The sequence below is a fragment of the Streptomyces sp. NPDC048353 genome, assembly GCF_055587165.1.
Map to the genome: position 1 here is coordinate 118,913 of NZ_JBVJGU010000007.1, position 26,261 is coordinate 145,173.

The window sequence follows — 26,261 nt, forward strand, 5'->3', positions numbered from 1 at the left end:
CCGGGGGCGGTCGTGGGTGCCCGGTCAGCCGGTCGATTCCTCGGCGAGTGCCCGCAGCGCGAGCAGGTAGGAGCCGATGCCGAACCCGGCGATGGTGCCGCTCGCCACCGCGGCGACGACCGAGGTGTGCCGGAATTCCTCCCTGGTGTACGGGTTCGAGATGTGCACCTCGATGAGCGGGGCGGTCCGCTGGGCGGCCGCGTCGCGCATTCCGTACGAGTAGTGCGTGAACGCACCGGGGTTGAGAACGACCGGAATCGAACCGTCGGCCGCCTCGTGCAGCCAGCGGATCATCTCGCCCTCGTCGTTGGTCTCCCGGACCTCGACGGCGAAGCCCAGCTCGACGCCGAGGGCCCGGCAGGAGTCCGTGAGGCCCTTGTACGACGTGGCGCCGTAGATGTCGGGTTCGCGGGAGCCGAGCCGGCCGAGGTTGGGGCCGTTGAGCACCAGGACGGGACGGAGCTCGCTCACGCGGACACCTCGCCGTAGGCCGCGACGAGCACCGCCGGGTCGGGGCCCTCCAGGACGGTCGGCTTGCCGAGCCCGTCGAGAACGATGAAGCGCAGCAGGTCGCCGCGGGACTTCTTGTCGACCTTCATGGTGTCGAGCAGCTTGGGCCACTGGTCGCCGCGGTAGGTCAGCGGGAGTCCGACGGACTCCAGGACCGCGCGGTGCCGGTCGGCGGTGGCGTCGTCGAGCCGTCCGGCGAGCCGGCCCAGTTCGGCGGCGAAGACCATGCCGACGGAGACGGCGGCGCCGTGCCGCCACTTGTAGCGCTCGTTCTTCTCGATCGCGTGGGCGAGCGTGTGGCCGTAGTTGAGGATCTCGCGCCGACCGGACTCCTTGAGGTCACCGGAGACGACCTCCGCCTTGACCCGGATCGACCGGACGATCAGCTCGGCGGTGTGCGGTCCGGCGGGCGTACGGGCCGCCTGCGGGTCCGCCTCGATCAGGTCGAGGATCACCGGGTCGGCGATGAACCCGGCCTTGATGATCTCCGCCAGGCCGCTGACGTAGTCGTTGACCGGCAGCGAGTCCAGCGCGGCCAGGTCGCAGAGGACGCCGGCGGGCGGGTGGAAGGCGCCGACCAGGTTCTTGCCCTCGGCGGTGTTGATGCCGGTCTTGCCGCCGACGGCCGCGTCGACCATGCCGAGGACGGTGGTCGGTACGGCGATCCAGCGCACGCCCCGCAGCCAGCTCGCGGCGACGAACCCGGCCAGGTCCGTGGTGGCGCCGCCGCCGACGCCGACGATGACGTCGGTGCGGGTGAAGCCGGTCTGGCCGAGCGCCTTCCAGCAGTAGGCCGCGACCTCGACGGTCTTGGCCTCCTCGGCGTTCGGCACCTGGATGGCGACGGCCTCGAAGCCCTGGGCGGCGAGGTCGGCGCGCAGCGCCTCGCCCGTCTCGGCGAGGGCCTCGGGGTGGATCACGGCGACGCGCTTGGCCTTGTCACCGATGAGGGCGGGAAGCTCGGCGAGCAGCTGCCGCCCGACCAGCACCTCGTACGGATCCGTGCCCGCCGAGCCGCCGACATGGATACGGGTCACTTCCTGGTCCGTCATACGTCCTTCTTCAGCTCCAGTGCGTCGAGGACCGCGCTCGCGACCTCTTCGGGGGTGCGGTCGTCGGTGGCGACGACGACCCGTGCGACTTCGGTGTAGAGGTGGCGGCGGGCCTCCATCAGCTCGCGCCACTGGCGGCGCGGGTTGACGGCGAGCAGCGGCCGCGCGGTGTTGAGGCCGACGCGGCGGACCGCTTCCTCGACGTCCATCGAGAGATAGGCGACCGGGAGCCCGGTGAGGAGGGCACGGGTGCCGGCGTCGAGGACGGCGCCGCCGCCGAGCGCGAGGACGCCCTCGTGCTCGGCGACCGCGGTCCGTACGGCTTCCCGTTCCAGGGCGCGGAAGTGGTCCTCGCCGTCCTCGATGAAGATGTCCGCGATCGCGCGGCCCTGGGCGGCGACGACGTCGGCGTCGGTGTCGCGGTAGGGCGCGTCCAGGAGTTCGGCGAGGAGCGCGCCCACGGTGGACTTGCCGGAGCCCATCGGTCCGACCAGGACGACCAGCGGTGCGGTCACCGGATCTGGAGGTTGTCGAGGTAGGAGCGGACGTTGCGGCGGGTCTCGGGGACGCTGTCGCCGCCGAACTTCTCGACCACGGCGTCGGCCAGGACGAGCGCGACCATCGCCTCGGCCACGATCCCGGCGGCCGGGACCGCACACACGTCGGAACGCTGGTGGTGTGCCTGGGTCGCCTCGCCGGTGACGACGTCGACGGTCGCCAGAGCGCGCGGGACGGTGGCGATCGGCTTCATCGCCGCCCGCACCCGCAGCAGCTCACCGGTGGTCAGACCACCCTCCGTACCGCCCGAGCGGCCCGACGTGCGCCGCAGACCCTCGTCGGTCCTCACGATCTCGTCGTGCGCCTGCGAACCGGGCACCCGAGCCAGCTCGAAGCCGTCCCCGACCTCCACACCCTTGATCGCCTGGATACCCATCAGCGCCGCCGCCAGCCGGGCATCCAGCCGCCGGTCCCAGTGCACATGCGAACCCAGACCCACGGGCACCCCATACGCCAGGACCTCCACCACCCCGCCGAGGGTGTCACCGTCCTTGTGCGCCTGATCGATCTCCGCGACCATCGCCTTCGACGCATCCGCGTCCAGACACCGCACCGGATCCGCGTCCAGCCGCCCGACGTCTCCCGGCTTGGGGTAGACGCCGTACGGGGCCTTCGCCGCCGCCAGTTCGACCACGTGCGACACGATCTCGATCCCGGCGGCCTCCTTCAGGAAGGAACGGGCCACCGCACCGAGCGCCACACGCGCCGCCGTCTCCCGGGCGCTGGCGCGCTCCAGGATCGGCCGGGCCTCCTCGAAGCCGTACTTCTGCATACCGGCCAGGTCCGCGTGACCGGGACGCGGCCGGGTCAGCGGCGCGTTACGGCCCGTCTCCTTGAGCTCCGCCGGGTCGACCGGATCGGCCGACATGACCTTCTCCCACTTCGGCCATTCGGTGTTGCCGACCATCACCGCGACCGGAGAGCCGAGGGAGAGCCCGTGACGCACACCGCCGAGGAAGGTGATCTCGTCCCGCTCGAACTTCATCCGCGCACCACGCCCATAGCCGAGACGCCGCCGCGCAAGGTGGTCCGCCACCAGCTCCGTGGTGATAGGGACGCCGGCGGGAAGACCCTCCAACGTCGCGACCAGCGCGGGTCCGTGGGACTCCCCAGCGGTCAGCCAACGCAACCTGCTCAACGATGCTCCTCATGCTCGCGCCTGGCACTGCGACGGCGCGACCGGGTGCGCGGCCTGGCCCGCCGTACCCGATCCTTTCACGTCCGCGCGGCTCCCCAGGCCTCAGGTCCAGCTATCGGACGCTCGTCTCACCCCTGGAGACGCCTTTCGGTCGGGCGATGCCGGCCGGACACGACCTAGCGTGCGGCCAGGGCCCGCTCGCCCGCCGCCCGCATCGCGGTCAGCGGCGCCGAGGGGACGCCCGTCATCTGCTCGACCTGGAGCACGGCCTGGTGGACGAGGAGGTCGAGACCGCCGACCACCTTGCCGCCGCGCTCCGACCAGGAGGCGGCGAGCGCGGTGGGCCACGGGTCGTAGAGGACGTCGAAGAGCGTGCCGACCGTGGTGGGGACGGCCCCGGCCAGGGCGTCGGTGGTGCCGGCCGGTGTGGTCGCGACGACGAGCGGCGCGGAGAACGCCTGGTCGGCGTCGTCCCAGGCGGCGATGCGGACGTCGACGCCGAGCCGCTCGCCCCAGCCGCGCATCTCCCGGGCGCGCGCCTCGCTGCGGACGTACGCCGTGACGGGGCCGCCGCAGATCCGGGCGAGGGCGGCCAGGGCCGAGGAGGCGGTGGCGCCCGCGCCGAGGATCGCGGCGGACTCCACCTTCTCGACGCCCCGCTCCCGCAGGGCCGCGATCATGCCGGGGATATCCGTGTTGTCGCCGAGGCGGCGGCCGTCCTCGGTGAGGACGACCGTGTTCACGGCCTCGACCGAGGCCGCCGTGTCGCTGATCCCGTCGAGCAGCGGGATGATCGCCCGTTTCAGCGGCATGGTCAGCGACAGACCCGCCCAGGAGCCGTCCAGGCCGGCGACGAAGCCGGGGAGCCCGGCCTCGTCCACCTCGAAGCGGTCGTACGACCAGTCGTCGAGCCCCAGCGCGGTGTACGCCGCCCGGTGCAGCACCGGGGAGAGCGAGTGGGCGATGGGCGAGCCGAGGACGGCCGCCCGCCGCGTTGCGGACATCATTCGCTCCCGGAGGCGTTGAACTTCTCGACGAGCTTGTCGTGCTCGGCGAGGGTCTTGGCGAACTCGGTCTTGCTCATGCCGTCGGTGGCGACGAAGTACATCCAGCCGTCCTTCGTCGGATTGAGGGCGGCCACCAGCGCCTCGGCTCCCGGGTTGCTGATGGGTCCGGGTGTCAGACCCTTCTGCTTGTACGTGTTGTACGGGTCCGGGTTGCTGTTGATCTCGTCGCGGCCGATCTTGATCTTGCTCTGGCCCATGAGGTAGTTGTACGACGAGTCGAACTGCAGGAGCTGGTTGGTCTCGGTGTTCTCGGGGCTCAGCCGGTTGTAGATGACCTCGGCCATCTTGGTGAAGTCGTCGTGCGTCTTGCCCTCGACCTGGACGAGGCTCGCGACCGTGACGAGCTCCCACGGCCCCTTGAGCCCGAGCGCCCGGGACTTGGTCTCCAGGTCGAGCTTGCCGTACTCCTGGCCGGCGCGGGCCACCATCTTGCGCAGGACGTCCTCGGGCTTGTTGCCCTTGGCGACGGGGTAGCTCGCGGGGAAGAGGAAGCCTTCCAGCGGGTCCTTGACGTCCTGGTGGTTCTTGGCCCAGTCCGGCAGGCCGAGGTCGTCCGCCTTCGCCCGGGCGATCTCCTTGGTGGTGCCCGCCGCGAGGTCGAGGCGCTTGTCGATCTGGTCGTAGACCCAGGTGTTCCGCTGCCCCTCGGGGATGACGAAGTTGGCCTGGCTCGCCGGGCTGAGCAGGAGGGCCACGGCGCTCTCCGCCGACATCTCCTTCTTGAGGGTGTAGACGCCGGCCTGGATGCTCAGACCCTTGGGGTTCTTCTGCTGCGCCGAGACGAAGGCGTCGACGCTCTTGACGACCCCGGCCTTCTTGAGGAGGTTGCCGATGTCGTAGCCGCCGGAGCCCGCGGGGATCTCGACCTGGACGGAGCCGCTGCCCTCGCCCGCGTAGTCGGGTGCCGCGCCGAACTGGCCCTGCCAGAACTGGTAGCCGAAGTAGCCGACGCCGCCGACACCGCCCGCGAGGACCAGGGCGACGACGAGGCAGGCCACGCCGTTCTTGCCCTTGCGGCCCTTGTCGCTCTTGCCGCCCTTGCCGCGCCGGTCACGGCCGCCCCGGGAGGAACGGCCGCCGGCCGGCTCCTTCTCGTCGTCCGGGTCGTCGTCGCCGGTGAAGAAGGGGTGCTTCTCCTCCTCCTCCTGGGCCTCCGCCTCCCAGTCGGTCACCGGCTCCGGCGGCGCCTGCCGCCGGCCCGGGGGCTGCGGCGGCGGGTACGCCTCGGGGGTGCCGTAGAGGTCGGGGTCCTGGCCGCCGTACGGATCGGCCGGGGTGGCGCCGTATGGCATGGCCGCCTGGCCCGTCTCCCAGTTGGTGTCGTACTGCTGTGCGGGGTACCCGGGCGTGTCGTACCCCTGCGCCTGGCCGCCGTAGGTCTGATCGGCATACCGCTGATCGTCGTACTGCTGGGGCGCCTGCGGCTGCTGGGGGTGCTGCGGCTGCTCGGGGTGGTACGCCTGCTGCTGGTACCGGGGGTCGTAGCCCTGGTCGGCGTGCCCGCCGTGACCGGCCTGGCCACCGCCCTGCACACCGTGCCCCTGTCCGTACAGGTCCTGGTGGCCGTACTGCGCCTGCTGCGGGTACTGCTGCTGGCCTTCCCACCCCTGGTCCCCGTACAGGGGATCCGTGGGGTGCCACGGTTCGGAGCCGGGGCTCCGGCCATACTCAGTCATCGATCCCCAAAACAGCCGCGAGGCGCCCGGACGGTCCGCCCCTCGTAGTGCGGCAGCTGTTCGAACACCGCCGCATCGCGCGGAACGTTACCGTATCGCGATCAGATGACCACTTCGACGCCCTCGCCGGGCGGATTACCTGATACCCGTTCGGACTCAAGAGCGTTCTGGAGGATGATCACAGCGGCGGCCTGATCGATGACGGAACGCCCCTTCTTGGCGTTCACTCCGGAGGCCCGCAGCCCCTGGGTCGCGCTCACGGTCGTCATCCGCTCGTCCACGAGCCGGACCGGCACCGGCGCGATCCCGCGGGCCAGCTCCTGCGCGAACCGACGGACCTTGGCCGCGGCCGGCCCCTCGCCCCCGGAGAGGGAGCGGGGCAGGCCGACCACGATCTCGAGGGGTTCGTACTCCTCGACGAGCAGGCGCAGCCGCCGGTGGGCGGCCGGGACATCGCGTCCCGGCACGGTCTCCACCGGCGTGGCGAGGACCCCGTCGGGGTCGCACGAGGCGACCCCGATCCGGGCGTCCCCGACATCGATCGCGAGACGACGGCCGCGTCGCATCAGGCGTTGTCCCCGACCATGCGCTCGACGGCGTCGATGGCGTCGCCGATGGCGGCGGGGTTCTGTCCGCCGCCCTGGGCGACGTCCGGCTTGCCGCCGCCGCCGCCACCGAGGGTCTTGGCGGCCGTACGGACCAGCTCGCCGGCCTTGAGACCGCGCTCGCGGGCGGCCTCGTTGGTGGCGATGACCGTCAGCGGACGTCCGTTGGCCGTGGTGAACAGGGCCACGACGGCCGGGCGGTCGCCGGGGATGCGGCCGCGGACGTCGAGGACCAGCCGGCGCAGGTCGTCGGCGGAGGTGCCGTCGGGGACCTGGCCGGTGACCAGGGCGACACCCCGGACGTCCTTGGCGCCGGAGACCAGACCCGCGGCGGCCTGCAGGACCTTCTCCGCGCGGAACTTCTCGATCTCCTTCTCGGCGTCCTTCAGCTTGCCGAGCATGGCGGAGATCTTCTCCGGCAGCTCCTCGGAGCGGCCCTTGACCAGCTCCTGGAGCTGGGCGACGACCGTGTGCTCCTTGGCCAGGAAGTTGTACGCGTCGACGCCGACGAGGGCCTCGACACGGCGCACGCCACTGCCGATCGACGACTCGCCGAGCAGCTTCACCAGGCCCAGCTGGGCGGTGTTGTGGACGTGCGTACCGCCGCACAGCTCCTTGGAGAAGTCGCCGATCGTCACCACGCGGACCCGCTCGCCGTACTTCTCGCCGAACTCGGCGATGGCGCCCTGCCGCTTGGCCTCGTCGATGGACATGACCTCGGCGTGGACGTCGAGTTCCCGGGCGAGGACCTCGTTGATCTTCTGCTCGACGTCGGTCAGCACGGTGCCGGGGACGGCGTTCGGGGAGCCGAAGTCGAAGCGGAAGCGGCCCGGCGAGTTCTCCGAACCGGCCTGGGCGGCCGTCGGGCCGAGGGCGTCGCGGAGCGCCTGGTGCGTGAGGTGGGTGGCGCTGTGGGCGCGGGCGATGGCCCGGCGGCGGCGGATGTCGATCGTGGCGTAGGCCGTGGAGCCGACCGTCACCTCGCCGACCTGCACCGAGCCCTTGTGCACGGAGACGCCCGGGACCGGCTGCTGGACGTCGCGGATCTCGACGACGGCGCCGCTGTGCAGCCGGATCCGGCCCTGGTCGGCGAGCTGGCCGCCGCCCTCGGCGTAGAACGGGGTGCGGTCGAGGACGATCTCGACCTCGTCGCCCTCGGTCGCGGCGGGCGACGGCACGCCGTTGACCAGCAGACCGACGACGGTGGTCTCGCCCTCGGTGTTGGTGTAGCCGGTGAACTCGGTGGCGCCGTTGCTGTCGGCGATCTCGCGGTAGGCGGTGACGTCGGCGTGGCCGGTCTTCTTGGCCTTGGCGTCGGCCTTGGCGCGCTCCCGCTGCTCCTGCATCAGGCGGCGGAAGCCGGTCTCGTCCACGGAGAGGCCCTGCTCGGCGGCCATCTCCAGGGTGAGGTCGATCGGGAAGCCCCAGGTGTCGTGGAGCAGGAACGCCTTGTCGCCGGCGAGGACGGTGCCGCCGGCGGCCTTGGTCTCCGTCACGGCGGTGTCAAGGATGTTGGTGCCGCCCTTGAGGGCCTTGAGGAACGCGGCCTCCTCGGCAAGGGCGACGGTCTCGATGCGCTTGCGGTCGGTGACCAGCTCCGGGTACTGCTCGCCCATCGTGTCGATCACGACGTCGACGAGCTCCTGGACGACCGGTCCGGTGGCGCCCAGCAGGCGCATGTTGCGGACGGCGCGGCGCATGATGCGGCGCAGGACGTAGCCGCGGCCCTCGTTGCCGGGGGTGACACCGTCACCGATGAGCATCACGGAGGTCCGCATGTGGTCGGCCACCACGCGCAGCGAGACGTCGCTGTCGTGGGCCTTGCCGTAGGCGACACCGGTGAGTTCGGTGGCCTTGTCGATGACGACCTTGAGGGTGTCGGTCTCGTACATGTTCTGCACGCCCTGGAGGATCATCGCCAGGCGCTCGAGACCGAGGCCGGTGTCGATGTTCTTCGAGGGGAGGTCGCCGAGGATCTCGAAGTCCTCCTTGGAGGTGCCCTCGCCGCGCTCGTACTGCATGAAGACCAGGTTCCAGATCTCCACGTACCGCTCGTCGTTGACGGCCGGGCCGCCCTCGGCGCCGAACTCGGGGCCGCGGTCGTAGTTGATCTCCGAGCACGGGCCGCAGGGGCCGGGAACGCCCATCGACCAGTAGTTGTCCTTCTTGCCGAGGCGCTGGATGCGCTCGGCCGGGACGCCGACGACGTCGCGCCAGATCTGCTCGGCCTCGTCGTCCTCCTGGTAGACGGTGATCCAGAGCTTCTCCGGCTCCAGCCCGTAGCCGCCGTGCTCCACCCCGCTGGTCAGCAGCTCCCAGGCGAGCTTGATGGCGCCTTCCTTGAAGTAGTCGCCGAAGGAGAAGTTGCCGCACATCTGGAAGAACGTGCCGTGGCGGGTGGTCTTGCCGACCTCTTCGATGTCCGGCGTGCGCACGCACTTCTGCACGCTGGAGGCGCGCGGGAACGGCGGCTTGACCTCGCCCAGGAAGTAGGGCTTGAAGGGCACCATGCCGGCGGGGACGAGCAGCAGAGTCGGGTCGTCCGCGATGAGCGACGCCGAAGGGACGACGGTGTGACCGCGCTCCTCGAAGAAGCTCAGCCAGCGGCGGCGGATTTCAGCCGACTCCATCAGTGGTCCTCATTCCGGTTGTACGGGATCGTGGGGTGCGCGTGCGTGTGCTTGGTCGGGTGCGCCGTCGGCGCGGTCGGGTCGAGCGCCGCCCTGCGGCGCGGCCCGGGGAGTTCGCGGTCGTGGTCCACCGGCGCCTCGATGCCGAGCGCCTCGCCCAGTTCGGCTTCCCGCTGGACCATGCCGGCCCTGACGTCGAGGGCGAAGTCCTTGAGCTTGTGGCCGGTCTCGATCGCCTTGTTCGCGGCCTGCGCGGCGAGGCTCTCGGGGGTCAGCTGCTTGAGCTTCCGGTTGACCTTGGTGGTGGCCCAGACGCCGGCTGCGGCGCCGGCGGTGAACCAGAACGTACGGCGGAACATCTCGGGTCAGCCCTTCTGCTTCCGGCGCCTGGCGGACGGGACGGCGCGGCCGATGATCACGGTGCGGCGGGAGCGCGGCTCGGGTGCCGGGGGCGCGTCCTCGCGGCCGCGGCCGAGGGCCTTGCGGACGCCGTAGCCGAAGGCCGCGACCTTGACGAGCGGGCCGCCGAAGGTGGAGGCGACGGTGGAGGAGAGCGCCGAGGCGTTGGAGGTGACCTCCTGGACGTCCGAGGCGATCGCGTCGACCCGGTCGAGCTGGGTCTGCGCGGACCGGACGGTCGCCGAGGCGTCGGCGAGCAACGGCACGGCCTGCTCGGTCACGTCCGCCACGAGCTTGGTGGTCGCCTTGAGCGTCTGCGCCAGTCTCACCAGCACCACGGCGAGGAAGGAGACGAGGATCGCCCAGAACACGGCCACCAGGATCCCGGCAACCTCTCCACCGGTCACTCCGCACCGCTCCCTGCTGTCGTCGGGGCCTTGTATGTCGTCGGGGCCTTGCGAAAAGTCGTTCTCCGACCCTATCGCGCCCGCGGTCTTTCCCCGTACCGGATTCGGCGCCGCGGGGCGCGTACCCGCCCGATCCGATTGTACGGAGTGCTGCCGGGTGAGTACGCTCCGTGTCCCATGCGAAGGAGCAATCTCCCGGCGGAGTTGAACCGGTTCGTCGGACGGGCCGGCGAGCGGGACGAACTGGCCCGGCTCCTGGCGGAGTTCCGACTGGTCACGGTCGTCGGGGTGGGGGGTGTCGGCAAGACCCGGCTGGCGCTGCGGGCCGCGTCGGCCGAGCAGAAACGCTACGCCGACGGGGCGTGGCTCGTCGAGCTGGCGGCGCTGCGCGACCCGGAGCTGGTGGACCACGCCGTCGTGGAGGCGCTGGGCCTGACCGATCACACCGTGCGGGCCCCGCGGGAGGTGCTGGTCGAGCACCTGGCGGAGCGCCGGCTGCTGCTCGTCCTGGACGGCTTCGAGCACCTCGTCGAGGAATGCGCGCTGCTGGTACGGGAGTTGCTGCTGTGCTCCCCCGGCCTGACCGTCCTCGCGGCGGGCCGGCGTCCGCTGCGGGTGGAGGGCGAGGCCGTCCTGAGCCTGGCGCCGATGGGTGTCGCGGACGCGGTGGCCCTCTTCGGGGAGCGGGCGGCGGCCGGTGGCGGGGGGCCGGCCCCGGGGGCGCCCCGCGACCGGGGCGCCGTCCGGGAGGTGTGCCGGCGGCTCGACGGGATCCCGCTGGCGCTGGAGCTGGCGGCGGCCAGGATGCCGCTGCTCACGGTGGAGCAAGTGCTGCACCGGCTGGACGACCGGTTCCGGCTGCTGTCGGTGGGCGCGCGCGGCGCGCTGCCGCGTCATCAGACGCTGCGTACGGCGATCGGCTGGAGCCACGAGCTGTGCACGCCCGAGGAGCGGCTGCTGTGGGCGCGGCTGTCGGTCTTCGCCGGGCCGTTCGACCTGGAGGCGGTGGAGTACGTCTGCGGCGGGCCCGAGCTGGCGCCGGAGCGGGTCCTCGACGTGTTGGGCGGTCTGCTGGCCCAGTCCCTCCTGACCCGCGAGGACGGCCCGGCGGGCCCGCGCTACCGCATGCTGGACACGGTCGCCGCGTACGGCGCGGAGTGGCTGGGGGCGCTGGGCGACACCGAGCGGATGCGCCGGCGGCACCGGGACTGGTACATGGGGCTCGCCACCTGGTGCGAGCTGGAGTGGTTCAGTCCGCGCCAGGCCGAGGTGGCGGCGAGCACGGAGGCGTCGCTGCCCAATCTGCGGGCGGCCCTCGAGCTGTGTCTGGAGCTGCCGGGCGAGGCGCATCTGGCGCGGCACCTGGCGGGGACGCTCTGGTTCTACTGGGTGGGGTGCGGGCGCCTGTCGGAGGGGCGGCACTGGCTGGACCGGGCGCTGGCGCTGGATCCGGAGCACTCCGAGCCGCCGGGTGCCCGGCTGAAGGCGCTGTGGGTGCTCGGCTATGTGGCGATCCTGCAGGGGGACGCCACGGCGGCGGTGGCGGCGCTGCACGAGTGCGGCGAGCGGGCCCGGCGTACGGGCGACGCGCTGGCGGAGGCGTACGCGACGCACCGGATGGGCTGTCTGGCGCTGCTCACGGACGACATGGTCCGGGCGGAGGAGCTGATCGGCCGGGCCCTGCGGGCGTACCGGCGGCTCGGCCAGCTGAACAGCAGCGTGCTGATGGCGCAGGTCGAGCTGGCGATGGCGCGGATCTTCCAGGGCGATCTGGAGGGGGCGGTCGCGCTCTGCGTGGAGGTCCGGGAGATCTGCGAGGAGCGCGGGGAGCGCTGGACGCGGGCGTACGCCCTCTATGTGCTGGCGTACGCGGCCTGGACGCGGGGCGCCCACGGGGAGGCGCGGGCCCTGCTCGCCGAGTGCATCACCATCGACCACGCGTTCCACGATCTGGTGGGGCTGGTCCTGGCGATCGAGCTGCTGGCGCTGGTGACGGCGAGCGAGGGCGATCCGGAGGAGGCGGCGGTGCTGCAGGGGGCGACCCTGCCCGTGTGGGACGCGGTGGGGCTGCGGACCTTCGGTTCGGGGGCGTTCGGCACGCCGCGCGCGCTGTGCGAGCGGCAGGCCGGCGAGCTGCTGGGCGCGGAGCGGTACGGGGCGTCGGTACGGGAGGGCCGGGGGCTCTCGCTGGAGGCGGCGGTGGCCCGGGCGCTCGCGGAGCGCCGGGATCCGGCGGCCGGTCCCGCGAGGACGGGGAAGGCTCCCCGGGCGCAGCGCCGGTGTCTGCCGGGAATGCGGAAGCCCGCCGGCTCCCCCACCCGGAAGGGCGGGGAGACGGCGGGCTGAGAACCGCGGGGTGCGCGGTACTACGGCCGCTGGATCAGCGGGCGTAGTACTCGACGACCAGCTGCTCGTCGCAGATGACCGGGATTTCCTTGCGGTTCGGGTCGCGGTCGAGGCGGAAGGCCAGGGCCTTCAGGTTGACCTGCAGGTAACGCGGGGTCTCACCGTCGGCGGCGAAGCCACCCTCGCGGGCCACCTGGAACAGGGGCTTCTCGCGGGAGCGCTCGCGGACCATCACGACGTCGTCGGGACGGACACGGAACGACGGCTTGTCGACCTTGGTGCCGTTGACCTGGATGTGACCGTGCACGACCATCTGGCGGGCCTGGTAGATGGTGCGGGCGATGCCCGAACGCAGGACCAGGGCGTCGAGGCGACGCTCGAGCTCGACGACCAGCGCCTCGCCCGTCTTGCCCTCGGCCTTCTTGGCGCGGTCGTAGGCGCGCGCCATCTGGCGCTCGCTGATGTCGTACTGGGCGCGCAGACGCTGCTTCTCGAGCAGACGGACCTTGTAGTCCGAGTTCTGCTTGCGGCCACGGCCGTGCTCGCCCGGCGGGTAGGGGCGGGCCTCGAAGTACTTGACGGCCTTCGGCGTCAGCGCGATACCGAGCGCACGCGACTTCTTGACCTTGGGACGGGACTGGTTCGGCATGAACCAACCTCTCTATCTGTACGAATACGGCTTCACCAGGGTTAGAGGAGGTCGCATCCGCAGCCGGGGAAACCCGTCCGGTCCCTGAGGACCTGTCGGGCAGCCGCTCCCTGGTCTGGGCACGTACGTGCAGCACGCGAACGGCCCATCGCCTTGTCCCGGGGCTCCGGGGAGGTGATGGGTTGCCCGCGACACCTTCGAAGGTGCGCGACGCTCCTGGAGATCCCGCCGGGGCGGGGCTCCGGCTGCATGTCCCGTTCTGGTGGCGCCGGCCGAAGCCGGACACGGGACGCAGCACTCCGCACGAGTGTACCGGTTCCGGCGGGGGCCCGTGCACGCGCCCGGGGCCGGAGGCGTGCTGCCGTCAGCCGTCGCCCCGGAGCCGGTCGCGGACCTTCTCCACCACGTCCGCGTACCGCGCCTCGGCGCCGTACCTCGTCGGTTCGTAGTAGCGCTTGCCGTGCACCGCGTCGGGGGCGTACTGCTGGGCCGCGATGCCGCCGGGGACGTCGTGCGGATAGACGTATCCCTGGGCGTGGCCGAGCTTGGCCGCGCCCTTGTAGTGCCCGTCGCGCAGGTGGGCCGGGACCGGGCCGGCCAGGCCGTTGCGCACGTCCGCCTGGGCGGCGGAGATCGCGAGCGTCGCCGCGTTCGACTTGGGGGCCAGGGCGAGGGCGATCGTCGCGTGGGACAGGGTCAGCGCGGCCTCGGGGAAACCGATCATGGCCACGGCCTGGGCGGCCGCCACGGCCGTCGGCAGGGCGGTCGGATCGGCGAGGCCGATGTCCTCGCTGGCCGAGATCATCAGACGCCGGGCGATGAACCGGGGGTCCTCCCCCGCCTCGATCATGCGCGCCAGATAGTGCAGGGCCGCGTCCACGTCCGAGCCCCGGATCGACTTGATCAGCGCGCTCGCGACGTCGTAGTGCTGGTCGCCGTCCCGGTCGTACGTCACCGCCGCGCGGTCGACGGTCTCCTCGACCGTCCGCAGGGTGATCTCCTGCTCGCCCTTGGCGAGGGCCGCGCCCGCGGCCGCCTCCAGCGCGGTCAGCGCCCGGCGCGCGTCCCCTCCGGCGATCCGCAGCAGGTGCGCCTCGGCGTCCTCGGGCAGGGTGACCGCGCCGCCGAGTCCCCGCTCCTCGGTCAGGGCGCGGGCGAGGAGGTCGCGCAGGTCCTCGTCGGTGAGCGGTTCGAGCGTGAGCAGCAGCGACCGGGAGAGCAGCGGGGAGATGATCGAGAAGTACGGGTTCTCCGTCGTCGCGGCGATCAGCGTCACCCAGCGGTTCTCCACCGCGGGGAGCAGCGAGTCCTGCTGGGCCTTGGAGAAGCGGTGGATCTCGTCGAGGAAGAGGACGGTCTCCTTGCCGTAGCCGCCGGCGGCGCGGCGGGCCCCCTCGATGACCGCCCGGACCTCCTTGACGCCCGCGGTGATCGCGGACAGCTCCACGAAGCGCTTGTTGGTCGCCTTGGAGACGACGTACGCGAGGGTGGTCTTGCCGATGCCGGGCGGGCCCCAGAGGATGACCGACGAGGCACCGGCGGGCCCTCCGTCGCCCTCGCCCACCAGGCGGCGCAGCGGGGCCCCCGGCTTGAGCAGGTGGCGCTGGCCGAGGACCTCGTCGAGGACGCGCGGGCGCATCCGGACGGCCAGGGGGCTGCTGGACGGGTCCTTCTCCTGGCGTTCTTCGGCTGCTGCGGTAAAGAGGTCGGGCTCCACGTCATGAAGCCTAGGTCACGCCACTGACAACGCCGTCGGGGCGGCCCGCGGCGGGGTGGGAACCGCCCGTCGGCGCCTCCCGCGGCGGGGCGGTCAGCTGGTCCAGAAGTCCCACCAGCGCGTCAGGATCAGCATGCCGATGATCCCGATGTGCAGGACGGGCAGCACCCAGGTGAACTCGGCGAAGAAGGTCCGCAGGCCGCCGGGGGCGGGGATGACGCCCTGGCGGACGTTGTGCGAGGTCACGTACCAGAACATGACGATGGTGGCGACCCAGGCGAGGCAGCACCACAGGCACAGGGAGTTGATCTCGTACAGCGACTGGTACATCAGCCAGGTGCAGAACCCGACGCCGAAGAGGGTGCCGGCGTTCAGGCCGAGCCAGTACCAGCGGCGGTAGCGGGCGCCCGCGAGGAGGGCGAGGCCGATCGCGACGACCATGGCGTAGGTGACGAGGCCCAGCATGGGGTTGGGGAAGCCGAAGACCGACGCCTGGTCGCTCTTCATGATGTTGCCGCAGGAGACGATCGGGTTGAGGCTGCAGCCCGGCGTGAAGTTCGGGTCCTCCAGCAGCTTGAACTTGTCGATCGTGATGACCCAGGCGGCGAGCACCCCGGCCGCGCCGGTGATCACCAGCATCCAGGCGAAGGCCCGGCTCGCGCCGATCGTGCCGCCGTCGCGCTCCACCTTGGCTGTCGTCATATCGCCGTTTCCGTCGTTTCGCTGGGCTGGGGCAAGGTCATTCTGCCGCACGCGGACCCGTACTCGCCGTTCGGTGGACATAAGTGCGAGCAGGCCGTACGGGAGAGGGGCCTCGGCCGCTCCCCCGCGGTCCGGGCCCCTCTCCGTGTGCGTCCGCCGCCGGGTCAGGCCGACTTGGCGCGGAGCTCCTCGACCACCCTGTCCAGGGCGATGGGCTCCTGCTCGCCGGTCTCCATGTCCTTGAGCTGGACGAGGCCCTCGGCGAGGTCCCGCTCGCCGGCGACGAGGGCGTAGCGGGCGCCGGACCGGTGGGCGTTCTTCATGTGGCTCTTCAGGCTCTTCGCGCCGTAGCCGAAGTCCGTCGCCACGCCCGCCTTGCGCAGCTCGGTGACGAGGCCGAACAGCACGCGGCGCGCCTCCTCGCCGAGCGGGACGGCGAAGACGCTGGTGGCCGGCGGGATGTCCAGCTCGATGCCCTCGGCCTCCAGGGCGAGGACCGTGCGGTCCACGCCGAGGGCCCAGCCGACGGAGGGGAGCGCGGGGCCGCCGATCATCTCGGAGAGGCCGTCGTAGCGTCCGCCGCCACCGACCGCGGACTGCGAGCCGAGGCCGTCGTGGACGAACTCGAAGGTGGTCCGGGTGTAGTAATCGAGGCCGCGGACCAGCTTCTCGTCGTCCTCGAAGGCCACGCCGGCCGCCGTGAGCAGCGCGCGCACCTCGGAGTGGTAGGCCTTGCAGGCGTCGCAGAGGTGGTCGGCGAGCGAGGGCGCCCCGACGAGCTGCTTCTGGACCTCCGCCCGCTTGTCGTCGAGGACGCGCAGCGGGTTGATCTCGATGCGGCGGCGGGTCTCCTCGTCGAGGTCGAGGCCGCGCAGGAAGCCCTGGAGCACCTCGCGGTAGACGGGGCGGCACTCCTTGTCGCCCAGGGAGTTCAGCAGGATGCGGAAGTCCCGCAGGCCGAGCGAGCGGTACGCCTGGTCGGCCAGGATGATCAGCTCGGCGTCGAGTGCCGGGTCCTCGGCTCCGATGGCCTCGGCGCCGACCTGCGAGAAGTGGCGGTAGCGGCCCTTCTGCGGGCGCTCGTAGCGGTAGTACGAGCCGGAGTACCAGAGCTTGACGGGCAGGTTGCCCTGCTTGTGGAGGCTGGCCTCCAGGGCCGCGCGCAGTACGGAGGCGGTGCCCTCGGGGCGGAGCGCCAGCTCGGAGCCGCCCTTGGTGGTGAGGGTGTACATCTCCTTGGTGACGATGTCGGTCGACTCGCCGACACCGCGCGCGAAGAGGTTGACGTCCTCGAAGCCGGGCGTCTCGACGTAGCCGTAGCCGGACCGGCGCAGGGGGCCGGAGATGGCGTCGCGGACCGCCAGGTAGGTGGCGGAGTACGGCGGGATCAGGTCGAAGGTGCCCTTGGGGGCCTTGAAGGTGCTCACGTAGATCTCGTCACATTCCTCGTCGGGGAGCCTTCGTGCTCCCGAGGCCGGCGGCCACGTCCCGTAGGTACGGGTTGGTGGCGCGCTCCTGGCCGATGGTCGTCTGGGGACCGTGTCCCGACAGCACCACGGTCGAGTTGTCGAGGGGCAGGCACACGCGGGCCAACGATTCGAGCATCTCGTCCATGTCACCGCCGGGCAGGTCGGTGCGTCCGATGGAGCCGGCGAAGAGCAGATCGCCCGAGAAGAACACGGAGGGGATCTCCGTGGTCTGCGGCATCTGGAAGGTCACCGACCCCTTGGTATGACCGGGCGCGTGGGCGACGGAGAACCGCATGCCGGCGAGGTCCAGCGCCGCGCCGTCGCTCAGCTCGTGCACGTCGTCCGGCTCGCCCACGGTCAGCTCGCCCATGAGGGGCATCCCGATGGAGCGGCCGAGGGCCTTCTCCGGGTCGCTCATCATGTAGCGGTCGGCGGGATGGATCCACGCGGGGACGTCATGGGCGCCGCAGACGGGGACGACGGAGGCGACGTGGTCGATGTGGCCGTGGGTGAGGACCACCGCGACCGGCTTCAGCCGGTGCTTCTTCAGCGTCTCCTCGACTCCCTGGGCGGCCTGGTGGCCCGGGTCGATGATCACGCACTCCTCGCCCGCTGCGGGGGCGACCAGATAGCAATTGGTCCCCCAGGCCCCGGCGGGGAACCCGGCAATCAGCACGATCGTCCTTAATTGTCGTCCGGCACAGGGGTGCGACGGGGCGGAAGCGGCAGATCAGAGCCTACCGGCGCTGCGTATTCCACAGCCAACCCGTATACGGTACGGGCACATCCGGCCAGGACTGGAACAGACGACCTACAAGGAGCAGACCCGGTGGTCAGCAGCGATCAGCGGCGGCGGCAGCTCGCCCGGGAGAAGTACGTGCGCCAGCAGCAGCGGCGCCAGGAGCAGCAGAAGGCGCGGCGCCGCAACACCGTCATCGCGGCCGCCCTCGCCGTGGTGCTGGCCGCCGGCGGTGCGGTGTACGCCTCGGTCGCGCTGACGGACGGGGAGAAGAAGGGCGGGGACAGCGCGGCGCCCGGCGACACCACCCCGACGCCCTCGCAGAGCGAGTCGCAGGCGCCCGAGCCGGCCCTGGCCATCGAGAAGAAGGGCACGTACACGATGGCCCTGAACACGAACCAGGGCAACGTCTCGATCACGATGGACGCGGCGAAGACCCCGCGGACGGTGAACTCCTTCAAGCACCTCGCGGACAAGAAGTACTTCGACGGCTCGAAGTGCCACCGGCTCACCACGGACGGCATCTTCGTCCTGCAGTGCGGCGACCCGAAGGGCGACGGCACCGGCGGCCCGGGCTACAACATCCCGGACGAGAACCTGACCGCGCTGGGCAAGGCGGGCGCGGGCGGCACGGTGACGTTCCCCGCCGGGACCGTCGCCATGGCCAACACCGGCCAGCCGGGCACCGGCGGCAGCCAGTTCTTCCTGGTCTACAAGGACACCAAGCTGCCGCCCACCTACACCCCCTTCGGCACGATGGACGCGGCCGGTCTGAAGGTGGTCGAGGAGGTCGCGAAGGGCGGCGTCGAGGGCGGCGCCAAGGACGGCGCCCCGAAGAAGCCGGTCACCATCGCGAAGGCCACCGTCACCAAGGAGTGACGCGGGAGGGACAGTGGGCGCGAGCCTCGGCGTGACCATCCGATTTCGGTCGCGCGGAGTGCGGACAGCCGGGCGACCGGTCGCCTAGATTGGCGTTGTGCAGGGCGGGCGCTGCCCGCCCCCGGAAACTGTGGACGATGCCCAGGGGGCACAACCCCCTCGTCGGCATCATGTGGAGGAGGCGCTGTGAGCAGCGACCCGTGGGGCCGCGTCGACGAGACGGGCACCGTGTACGTGCGTACTGCCGAGGGCGAGAAGGTCGTCGGATCGTGGCAGGCCGGTACTCCCGAGGAGGCACTGGCCTACTTCGAGCGCAAGTACGAGGGCTTGGTGGTCGAGATCGGCCTCCTCGAGAAGCGGGTGAGGACGACCGACCTCTCCGCCAAGGACGCGACGACCGCGATCGATCACATCCGTCAGCAGGTGGACGAGCATCACGCCGTCGGCGACCTCGCCGCGCTGGGTGCCCGGCTGGACAAGCTGGTGGAGACGGTGGAGTCGCGCCGCGAGGAGCGCAAGGCCCAGAAGGCCAAGCAGACCGACGAGGCGCGCGGCGCCAAGGAGGCTCTGGTCAAGGAGGCCGAGGAGCTGGCGCAGAGCGAGCAGTGGCGCTCCGCCGGTGAGCGGCTGCGGGCCCTCGTCGACACCTGGAAGGGCCTGCCGCGGCTCGACCGGAAGTCCGACGACGAGCTGTGGCACCGCTTCTCGCACGCCCGCTCGGCGTTCTCCAAGCGCCGCAAGGCGCACTTCGCCTCGCTGGACGCGCAGCGCGAGGAGGCCCGCAAGGCCAAGGAGAAGCTGGTCGCGGAGGCCGAGTCGCTCTCGAACTCCAACGACTGGGGCGGCACGGCCGCCCGGTACCGCGAGCTGATGACGGAGTGGAAGGCGGCGGGCCGCGCCCAGCGCGAGCACGAGGACGACCTGTGGAACCGCTTCCGCGGTGCCCAGGACGTCTTCTTCGCGGCGCGCGGCGAGGTCTTCGCCGAGCGGGACGCGGAGCAGACCGAGAACCTCAAGCTCAAGGAGGAGCTCGCGACCGAGGCCGAGAAGCTGGTGCCGGTGACGGACCTGAAGGCGGCCCGTGCCGCCTTCCGCTCCCTCAACGAGCGCTGGGAGGCCATCGGCCATGTGCCGCGCGACGCCCGGCCCAAGGTCGAGGGCCGGATGCACGCGGTGGAGCGGGCGATCGGCGAGGCCGAGGAGACGGAGTGGCGCCGGACGAACCCGGAGGCACGCGCGCGTGCCGCGGGCCTGACCGGTCAGCTCCAGGACGCGGTCGACAAGCTGCAGAAGCAGATCGACGCGGCCCGCGCGGCGGGCAACGACGCCAAGGCCGACAAGCTGGCGCGTGAGCTGGAGGGCCGTCAGGCCCTGCTCGACCAGGCGCTGAAGGGCCTGCACGAGTTCGGCGGCTGAGACCACGGCCGCCCGCGTACGGCGAAGGGCCCCGACACCTGAAGAGGTGTCGGGGCCCTTCGCCGTACGCGGGCGGGCCCGGAGGGCGTAACCGGTGGCCCTACGGCCTGCGGGCCGAGGTGACGCGGTAGACGTCGTAGACGCCCTCCACGCCGCGGACGGCCTTCAGGACGTGCCCCAGGTGCTTGGGGTCGCCCATCTCGAAGGTGAAGCGCGAGGTGGCCACCCGGTCCCGGGAGGTCTGGACGGCCGCCGAGAGGATGTTGACGTGCTGGTCCGACAGGACCCGCGTGACGTCCGAGAGGAGCCGGGAGCGGTCCAGGGCCTCGACCTGGATGGCGACCAGGAAGACCGAGGACTGGGTGGGCGCCCACTCGACCTCGAGGATGCGCTCCGGCTCGCGGGAGAGCGATTCGACGTTGAGGCAGTCGCTGCGGTGGACCGAAACGCCGCTGCCCCGGGTGACGAAGCCGATGATCGGGTCTCCGGGCACGGGGGTGCAGCAGCGGGCCAGCTTGACCCAGACGTCGTCGACGCCCTTGACGACGACACCGGGGTCGGCGCTCGAGCGGCGCTTGGCGCGGCCGCGCGAGGGCGGGGCGGTCTCGACCAGGTCCTCGTTGGCGGCCTCTTCGCCGCCGAGCGCCTGGACCAGCTTCTGCACGATCGACTGCGCGGTGACATGGCCCTCGCCGATGGCCGCGTACAGCGAGGAGATGTCGCTGTAGCGCATCTCGTGGGCGAGGGTGACGAGGGAGTCGCCGGTCAGGATGCGCTGGATCGGCAGGTTCTGCTTGCGCATGGCCCGCGCGATGGAGTCCTTGCCCTGCTCGATCGCCTCGTCGCGGCGCTCCTTGGAGAACCAGGCGCGGATCTTGTTGCGGGCCCGCGGGGACTTGACGAAGCCGAGCCAGTCGCGGGACGGGCCGGCGCCCGCGGCCTTGGAGGTGAAGACCTCGACCAGGTCGCCGTTGTCGAGGGTCGACTCGAGCGGGACGAGCCGCCCGTTGACCCGCGCGCCTATGGTGCGGTGGCCGACCTCGGTGTGGACGGCGTAGGAGAAGTCGACGGGGGTGGCCCCGGCCGGCAGCGCTATGACGTCGCCCTTGGGGGTGAAGACGAAGACCTCGTTGCGGGAGAGGTCGAAGCGGAGGGACTCCAGGAACTCGCTGGGGTCCTCGGTCTCCTTCTGCCAGTCCAGCAGCTGGCGCAGCCACGCCATGTCGTTGAGGTGGTCGTCCTTGCCGGTCTTCTTCGGCACGTCGGCGCGCACCTTGGAGGCGCCGGCGACGGCCTCCTGCTTGTACTTCCAGTGCGCGGCGATGCCGTACTCGGCCCTGCGGTGCATGTCGAACGTACGGATCTGCAGCTCGACGGGCTTGCCGTTGGGTCCGATGACCGTCGTGTGGAGCGACTGGTACATGTTGAACTTCGGCATCGCGATGTAGTCCTTGAACCGGCCGGGGACCGGGTTCCATCGCGCGTGGACGGTGCCGAGTGCGGCGTAGCAGTCGCGGACGGTGTCGACGAGGACACGGATGCCGACCAGGTCGTAGATCTCCGCGAAGTCACGGCCGCGGACGATCATCTTCTGGTAGACGCTGTAGTAGTGCTTGGGGCGGCCGGTGACGGTGGCCTTGATGCGGGCGGCGCGCAGGTCGGCCTGGACCTCGTCGGTCACTATCGCGAGGTATTCGTCGCGCTTGGGCGCGCGCTCGGCGACGAGCCGGACGATCTCGTCGTACATCTTGGGGTAGAGGATCGCGAAGGCGAGGTCCTCCAGCTCCCACTTGATGGTGTTCATGCCCAGGCGGTGGGCCAGGGGCGCGTAGATCTCGAGGGTCTCGCGGGCCTTCTTCTCCTGCTTCTCCCGCTTGAGATAGCGCATGGTGCGCATGTTGTGCAGCCGGTCGGCGAGCTTGATGACCAGGACGCGCGGGTCCTTCGCCATGGCGACGACCATCTTGCGCACGGTCTCGGCCTGCGCCGCCTCGCCGAACTTGACCTTGTCGAGCTTGGTGACGCCGTCGACGAGGAGGGCGACCTGGTCGCCGAAGTCGCGGCGCAGGGTGTCGAGGCCGTACTCGGTGTCCTCGACGGTGTCGTGCAGCAGACCGGCCATCAGCGTCGCCGGGTCCATGCCCAGCTCGGCGAGGATGGTGGTGACGGCGAGCGGGTGCGTGATGTACGGGTCGCCGCTCTTGCGCTTCTGGCCGCGGTGCCAGCGCTCGGCGACCTGGTAAGCGCGCTCGACCTGGCGGAGCGTCGCCGTCTCGATCTTGGGGTCGTTGGAGCGGACGATCCGCAGCAGCGGTTCCAGGACCGGGTTGTACGGGGAGGAGCGCTGGACGCCCAGGCGGGCGAGGCGGGCGCGCACGCGGTTGGAGGAGCCGCCGGAGCGGGCCGGAGCGGGGGGCACGGGCCGCGCCGCGGACGGCTGGACCGGCGCCGGCGTGGGGGCCACGGGCGAGGGGCTGCTCTCCGCGGACGTGTTCTGGGGCGTGGCGGGGCCCGGCCCGGCCTTCTCGGCCTGCTGGTCGGGCTGCGCTGCGGAGAGTGGCTGGGCCTCGTCTGGCAAGAGCGCTCCTCGTGCGGTACCGGGTCCCCCGGACAGGCCCGGAAAGCCCATGGTATCGACCCGGGCGCCGGGGTGCGCAGGCGTGGGGCCGGTGCGCGGGGCACCCACCCCGCCGGGGGTCCCTTTCCGGGACATACCGGAGAACGGACGGGGCGCCCCGGGGATTCCCCCGGAGCGCCCCGCTCCGTACTCGTCCACGGCGTCAGACCGTGATCAGCGCCTCCAGGGGAGCGCCGCGCAGGGCGGGCTCCAGGCGGGCGCGCCCGGCGAGGAAGCCGAGCTCCATGAGGACCGCGACACCCGCGACCTCGGCCCCGGCCCGCCGGATGAGCTCCAGCGCGGCCTCGGCGGTGCCGCCGGTGGCGAGGACGTCGTCGATGACCAGGACCCGGTCACCGGGCAGCAGGTCCTCGGCGTGCACCTCGATCTCGGCGGTGCCGTACTCCAGCTCGTACGCCTGCTTCAGCGTGGCTCCGGGCAGCTTGCCCGCCTTGCGGACCGGGATGAATCCCAGGCCCGCGCGGACCGCGACGGGCGCGGCGAGGATGAAGCCGCGCGCCTCCAGGCCGACGACCTTCGTCGCGCCGTGCGTGGCGCACAGCGTGGCGAGGGTGTCGGTCAGGGCGGTGAACGCCTCCGGGTCCGCGAGCAGCGGGGTGATGTCCTTGAACAGCACGCCCGGCTTCGGATAGTCGGGGACGTCCCTGATCCGGCTGAGGAGCAGAGCCGTGGTGTCCGGGGCCTCGGCTGTCATCCGCGGGGCTCCGACGCCTGCCCGCGACGGCCGCGCTGGCCGACGACGGCGGCTTCCGCCTCGTCCTGGAAGTCGTCCGCGTCCTCGGCGCCGTCGTCCGGGGACTCGCCCTTGGCGGCCGCGGCGGCCCGCTTGGCGACGACCCGCTTCCTCAGCGCCTTGATCGCGGGCTCGCGCTCCTTGAGGTCGGCGACGAGCGGGGTGGCGATGAAGATCGAGGAGTACGCACCGGCGGCGAGGCCGACGAAGAGCGACAGCGAGATGTCGTTCAGCATGCCGGCGCCGAGGAATCCGCCGCCGATGAAGAGCAGGCCGGCGACCGGCAGCAGCGCCACGACGGTGGTGTTGATCGACCGGATCAGCGTGCTGTTGATCGAGCGGTTCGCCAGGTCACTGTAGGTGTAGCGGCTCTGCTTGGTGATGCTCTTCGTCCCCTCCTTGAGGGAGTCGAAGACCACGACCGTGTCGTACAGCGAATAACCGAGGATCGTCAGCAGACCGATGACCGTGCCGACCGTGACCTCGAAGCCCACCAGCGTGTAGATGCCCACGGTGATGGTGAGGTCATGGATCAGGGCGATGAGCGCCGCGACCGCCATTCTCCATTCGAAGGCGATGGCCAGATAGATCACCACGAGGATCATGAAGACGGCGAGACCGGTCCATGCCTTGTTGGCGATCTGCTCGCCCCAGCTGGGACCGACCAGCTCCGCCGCGATCTTGCTCTCGGGGATGTTGAGGTCCTTGGCGAGCTCGGCGCGGACCTGGTCGGACTTGGCGGTGTCGAGGCCGCCGACCTGGATGCGCAGCGCGCCGCTGCCGAGCTTCTGGACGACCGCCTCGTGGCCGGAGGCCTCCTCGGCGTGCTCCTGGGCCTGCGAGACGGAGATGTCCGACTTCGGGGTGGTGAAGACGGCGCCGCCCTGGAACTCGATGCCCATGTTCAGACCACGGACGGCAAGGGCCACGATCGCCGTGATCGTGATGAGGATCGACAGGCCGTACCAGAGCTTGCGGTTGCCGATGAAGTCGTAAACGATCTCACCGCGGTTGAGCCGGGCGCCGAGGCTGTTGGTCTTGGCCATGTCACGCCTCCTTCGGGTCGACAGAGCCGGCGGCGGGGGCGGCGGCACGGCGGGAGCGGCGCAGCGGCGGCTTCGCGCCGAGGCGCTTCGGGTCCAGTCCGGACCAGGCGTGGCCGTCGCCGTAGAACTTGGTGCGCGCGAGCAGCGTCATCAGCGGCTTGGTGAAGAAGAACACCACGACCACGTCGAGCAGGGTGGTCAGGCCGAGGGTGAACGCGAAGCCCTGGACCTTGCCGACCGTGACCACGAACAGCACGGCGGCGGCGAGGAACGACACGAAGTCGGAGACCAGGATCGTACGACGGGCACGCGGCCAGGCGCGCTCGACGGCCGGGCGCAGCGTGCGGCCCTCGCGGACCTCGTCGCGGATGCGTTCGAAGTAGACGATGAACGAGTCCGCGGTGATACCGATGGCGACGATGGCACCGCAGACGGCCGGGAGGTTCAGCGCGAAGCCGATGGCCGGGCCGAGCAGCGACATGATCACGTAGGTGAGGAGGGCCGAGGCGCCGAGGCTGAGCAGGGCGATCAGCGACAGGCCGCGGTAGTAGACGACCAGGTAGATCACCACGAGCGCCAGACCGATCGCACCGGCGATCAGACCCGCCTCGAGCTGCTCGCCACCGAGGGCCGCGGTGACGGTGTCGACGCTCTGGGTGTCGAAGGAGAGCGGCAGCGCGCCGTAGGACAGGATGTTGCCGAGGTCCTGGGCGGACTGCTGGGTGAAGCTGCCGGAGATCTCCGCGTTGGCGCTGAGCGCCGTGCGCACGGACGGGGCCGAGACGACCTCGCCGTCGAGGACGATCGCGAACTGGTTCTGCGGCTCCTGCTGCTGCGCCAGCTTGCTGGTGATCTTCGAGAACTTCTTGGCGCCCGCGTCCGTGAACTCCATGTTCACGATCCACATGCCGCGCTGCTGGTCGAAGGTGCCCTGGGCCTCGTCGACGTCCCTGCCGTCGACCTCGGCGGGGCCGAGGAGGTACTTGGCGTCGCCTTCGGCGCCGCACGCGACGGTCGGCTGCTCCGCGGGGACACTGCGGGCCGGGTTGGGCACGACCTTCTTGGCGCCGGCCTTCTCCGCCTTGGGAGTGCAGTCGAGCGCCGCGAACTGCTGCTGCAGCTTCGCGTCGGCCGAGTCGGCCGCGGGCGGGGTCGCCGCGGGCTCGGGGGACTTCGAGGCGTTCGGCGTGGCGCTCCCGGAGGCGCTGGGGCTGGGAGCCTTCTTCAGCGCTTCGCTGACGGCTCGTCCCTGCGTGGCGCCCGCGGACGGGGTGGCCGAGGTGCCGGCCTTCGGCGTGGCCGAGCCCGACGGTTCGGCGGACGGCTTCGCGGAGCCGGACGGCGTGGGGCTGCCGGACGGCGTCGGAGTCGTCGGTCCGCCCGGCGCCCAGGTCAGCACGGGCCGGAAGTGCAGCTGGGCGGTCGTACCGACCTGCTCACGCGCCTGCTTCTCGTTCACACCCCGGGGGATGTTGACGATGATGTTCTCGCGGCCCTGCGTCTGGACCTCGGCCTCGGAGACACCGAGACCGTTGACACGGCGGTCGATGATGCCGACCGCGGTGTTCATGTTGGTCTCGTTGACGGCCTCTTCCTTGCCCGGCTCCGCCTTCGCCTTCAGCGTGATCGACGTACCACCGGCGAGGTCGATGCCCAGTCGCGGCGTGGTGTGACCCGACCAGAACATTCCGCCCGTGAGCGCGACCATCGCGATCAGGATCAGAGCCAGGGCACGCCCCGGCCTGCTCTGGCCCCCCGGGCCCCCCGCCGGCCTTCGGGCCTTCTTCGGTGCTGCCACCTTGTCGTTTCTCCCTGTCCAACCGTTCCGCGCCGGGTGTGCGCGTACGGCCACGAAGTGTGTGTGGGGACCTGCCCCCGCAGACGT

The 26,261-nt window shown here is 71.3% G+C and carries 22 protein-coding genes; 3 read left to right on the forward strand and 19 right to left on the reverse strand.

Translation table 11 applies throughout. The features are described 5' to 3' along the window. Positions 1-24 precede the first annotated feature (24 nt). From ACZ6RC_RS24650 to ACZ6RC_RS24695, 10 genes are all read right to left on the reverse strand, one after another. The gene (locus tag ACZ6RC_RS24650; protein ID WP_469586983.1) at positions 25-471 is read right to left on the reverse strand and encodes a type II 3-dehydroquinate dehydratase; all 447 of its coding nucleotides are present in this window, start codon (positions 469-471) and stop codon (positions 25-27) included. Beyond that, positions 468-1,562: a 3-dehydroquinate synthase gene (aroB, locus tag ACZ6RC_RS24655; RefSeq protein WP_469586986.1), complete on the reverse strand. Its 1,095-nt coding sequence runs from the start codon at positions 1,560-1,562 to the stop codon at positions 468-470. Before aroB ends, ACZ6RC_RS24650 begins: the two co-directional genes overlap by 4 nt. Continuing rightward, positions 1,559-2,077 carry a shikimate kinase gene (locus ACZ6RC_RS24660; RefSeq protein ID WP_469586989.1) on the reverse strand — a complete coding sequence of 173 codons (519 nt, stop codon included), beginning with the start codon at positions 2,075-2,077 and terminating at the stop codon, positions 1,559-1,561. Before ACZ6RC_RS24660 ends, aroB begins: the two co-directional genes overlap by 4 nt. Next, a complete protein-coding gene (gene aroC / locus ACZ6RC_RS24665) occupies positions 2,074-3,258 on the reverse strand; it encodes a chorismate synthase (protein ID WP_469586992.1) in 1,185 nt (394 codons plus the stop codon). The genes ACZ6RC_RS24660 and aroC overlap by 4 nt, the downstream gene beginning before the upstream one ends. A gap of 176 nt (positions 3,259-3,434) precedes the next feature. Then, the gene (locus ACZ6RC_RS24670; protein WP_469586995.1) at positions 3,435-4,262 is read right to left on the reverse strand and encodes a shikimate dehydrogenase; all 828 of its coding nucleotides are present in this window, start codon (positions 4,260-4,262) and stop codon (positions 3,435-3,437) included. Continuing rightward, positions 4,262-6,001, reverse strand: coding sequence for an endolytic transglycosylase MltG (gene mltG / locus ACZ6RC_RS24675; protein WP_469586998.1), 1,740 nt, complete (start codon positions 5,999-6,001; stop codon positions 4,262-4,264). Before mltG ends, ACZ6RC_RS24670 begins: the two co-directional genes overlap by 1 nt. A 101-nt stretch (positions 6,002-6,102) precedes the next feature. Next, positions 6,103-6,567 carry a Holliday junction resolvase RuvX gene (gene ruvX / locus ACZ6RC_RS24680; protein WP_391145068.1) on the reverse strand — a complete coding sequence of 155 codons (465 nt, stop codon included), beginning with the start codon at positions 6,565-6,567 and terminating at the stop codon, positions 6,103-6,105. Next, complete coding sequence (gene alaS / locus ACZ6RC_RS24685; RefSeq protein ID WP_391145067.1) at positions 6,567-9,236, reverse strand: alanine--tRNA ligase; 2,670 nt, start codon at positions 9,234-9,236, stop codon at positions 6,567-6,569. The genes ruvX and alaS overlap by 1 nt, the downstream gene beginning before the upstream one ends. Then, on the reverse strand, positions 9,236-9,595 hold the full coding sequence (locus ACZ6RC_RS24690) for a DUF6167 family protein (RefSeq protein WP_391145065.1): 360 nt from the start codon (positions 9,593-9,595) through the stop codon (positions 9,236-9,238). The genes alaS and ACZ6RC_RS24690 overlap by 1 nt, the downstream gene beginning before the upstream one ends. Positions 9,596-9,601: 6 nt before the next feature. Then, on the reverse strand, positions 9,602-10,042 hold the full coding sequence (locus ACZ6RC_RS24695) for a DUF948 domain-containing protein (RefSeq protein WP_391145062.1): 441 nt from the start codon (positions 10,040-10,042) through the stop codon (positions 9,602-9,604). Between the two features lie 177 nt (positions 10,043-10,219). On the opposite strand from ACZ6RC_RS24695, the gene ACZ6RC_RS24700 reads away from it, so the two are divergent. Continuing rightward, positions 10,220-12,388 carry an ATP-binding protein gene (locus tag ACZ6RC_RS24700; protein ID WP_469587004.1) on the forward strand — a complete coding sequence of 723 codons (2,169 nt, stop codon included), beginning with the start codon at positions 10,220-10,222 and terminating at the stop codon, positions 12,386-12,388. A 34-nt stretch (positions 12,389-12,422) separates the two neighbouring features. Here ACZ6RC_RS24700 and rpsD read toward each other — a convergent pair whose 3' ends face one another. The 5 genes from rpsD to ACZ6RC_RS24725 all read right to left on the reverse strand — a co-directional run bounded on the left by rpsD (position 12,423) and on the right by ACZ6RC_RS24725 (position 17,601). Then, positions 12,423-13,037, reverse strand: coding sequence for a 30S ribosomal protein S4 (rpsD, locus tag ACZ6RC_RS24705; protein WP_365721216.1), 615 nt, complete (start codon positions 13,035-13,037; stop codon positions 12,423-12,425). Positions 13,038-13,401: 364 nt separating this feature from the next. Next, complete coding sequence (locus tag ACZ6RC_RS24710) at positions 13,402-14,754, reverse strand: replication-associated recombination protein A (RefSeq protein ID WP_453618097.1); 1,353 nt, start codon at positions 14,752-14,754, stop codon at positions 13,402-13,404. A 93-nt stretch (positions 14,755-14,847) separates the two neighbouring features. Further along, entirely contained in the window at positions 14,848-15,456 is a 609-nt protein-coding gene (locus ACZ6RC_RS24715; protein ID WP_391145053.1) for a vitamin K epoxide reductase family protein, read from the reverse strand. 164 nt (positions 15,457-15,620) lie between these two features. After that, positions 15,621-16,883, reverse strand: coding sequence for a histidine--tRNA ligase (gene hisS, locus ACZ6RC_RS24720; RefSeq protein WP_469587009.1), 1,263 nt, complete (start codon positions 16,881-16,883; stop codon positions 15,621-15,623). 10 nt (positions 16,884-16,893) lie between these two features. Next, positions 16,894-17,601, reverse strand: coding sequence for an MBL fold metallo-hydrolase (locus ACZ6RC_RS24725; RefSeq protein WP_391145047.1), 708 nt, complete (start codon positions 17,599-17,601; stop codon positions 16,894-16,896). A 153-nt stretch (positions 17,602-17,754) separates the two neighbouring features. On the opposite strand from ACZ6RC_RS24725, the gene ACZ6RC_RS24730 reads away from it, so the two are divergent. Both ACZ6RC_RS24730 and ACZ6RC_RS24735 read left to right on the forward strand, forming a co-directional pair. Then, a complete protein-coding gene (locus tag ACZ6RC_RS24730; RefSeq protein ID WP_391145045.1) occupies positions 17,755-18,543 on the forward strand; it encodes a peptidylprolyl isomerase in 789 nt (262 codons plus the stop codon). 186 nt (positions 18,544-18,729) lie between these two features. Next, on the forward strand, positions 18,730-19,959 hold the full coding sequence (locus ACZ6RC_RS24735; protein ID WP_469587016.1) for a DUF349 domain-containing protein: 1,230 nt from the start codon (positions 18,730-18,732) through the stop codon (positions 19,957-19,959). Positions 19,960-20,059: 100 nt separating this feature from the next. Here the strand turns inward: ACZ6RC_RS24735 and ACZ6RC_RS24740 are convergent, their stop codons facing one another. The 4 genes from ACZ6RC_RS24740 to secD form a co-directional block, all read right to left on the reverse strand. After that, positions 20,060-22,537, reverse strand: coding sequence for a RelA/SpoT family protein (locus tag ACZ6RC_RS24740; protein ID WP_391145042.1), 2,478 nt, complete (start codon positions 22,535-22,537; stop codon positions 20,060-20,062). Between the two features lie 202 nt (positions 22,538-22,739). Continuing rightward, entirely contained in the window at positions 22,740-23,291 is a 552-nt protein-coding gene (locus ACZ6RC_RS24745; RefSeq protein WP_391145039.1) for an adenine phosphoribosyltransferase, read from the reverse strand. After that, a complete protein-coding gene (gene secF / locus ACZ6RC_RS24750; RefSeq protein ID WP_453618104.1) occupies positions 23,288-24,376 on the reverse strand; it encodes a protein translocase subunit SecF in 1,089 nt (362 codons plus the stop codon). The genes ACZ6RC_RS24745 and secF overlap by 4 nt, the downstream gene beginning before the upstream one ends. 1 nt (position 24,377) lies before the next feature. Further along, positions 24,378-26,174, reverse strand: coding sequence for a protein translocase subunit SecD (gene secD, locus ACZ6RC_RS24755; RefSeq protein WP_469587020.1), 1,797 nt, complete (start codon positions 26,172-26,174; stop codon positions 24,378-24,380). Positions 26,175-26,261 lie beyond the last annotated feature (87 nt).

Bases quoted from the DNA above. Each gene is read 5' to 3' on its own strand.
- ACZ6RC_RS24690 (WP_391145065.1), bottom strand. From the start codon at position 9,595: ATGTTCCGCCGTACGTTCTGGTTCACCGCCGGCGCCGCAGCCGGCGTC.
- ACZ6RC_RS24670 (WP_469586995.1), bottom strand. From the start codon at position 4,262: ATGTCCGCAACGCGGCGGGCGGCCGTCCTCGGCTCGCCCATCGCCCAC.
- ACZ6RC_RS24715 (WP_391145053.1), bottom strand. From the start codon at position 15,456: ATGACGACAGCCAAGGTGGAGCGCGACGGCGGCACGATCGGCGCGAGC.
- rpsD (WP_365721216.1), bottom strand. From the start codon at position 13,037: ATGCCGAACCAGTCCCGTCCCAAGGTCAAGAAGTCGCGTGCGCTCGGT.
- ruvX (WP_391145068.1), bottom strand. From the start codon at position 6,567: ATGCGACGCGGCCGTCGTCTCGCGATCGATGTCGGGGACGCCCGGATC.
- ACZ6RC_RS24700 (WP_469587004.1), top strand. From the start codon at position 10,220: ATGCGAAGGAGCAATCTCCCGGCGGAGTTGAACCGGTTCGTCGGACGG.
- aroB (WP_469586986.1), bottom strand. From the start codon at position 1,562: ATGACGGACCAGGAAGTGACCCGTATCCATGTCGGCGGCTCGGCGGGC.
- mltG (WP_469586998.1), bottom strand. From the start codon at position 6,001: ATGACTGAGTATGGCCGGAGCCCCGGCTCCGAACCGTGGCACCCCACG.
- ACZ6RC_RS24745 (WP_391145039.1), bottom strand. From the start codon at position 23,291: ATGACAGCCGAGGCCCCGGACACCACGGCTCTGCTCCTCAGCCGGATC.
- alaS (WP_391145067.1), bottom strand. From the start codon at position 9,236: ATGGAGTCGGCTGAAATCCGCCGCCGCTGGCTGAGCTTCTTCGAGGAG.
- secF (WP_453618104.1), bottom strand. From the start codon at position 24,376: ATGGCCAAGACCAACAGCCTCGGCGCCCGGCTCAACCGCGGTGAGATC.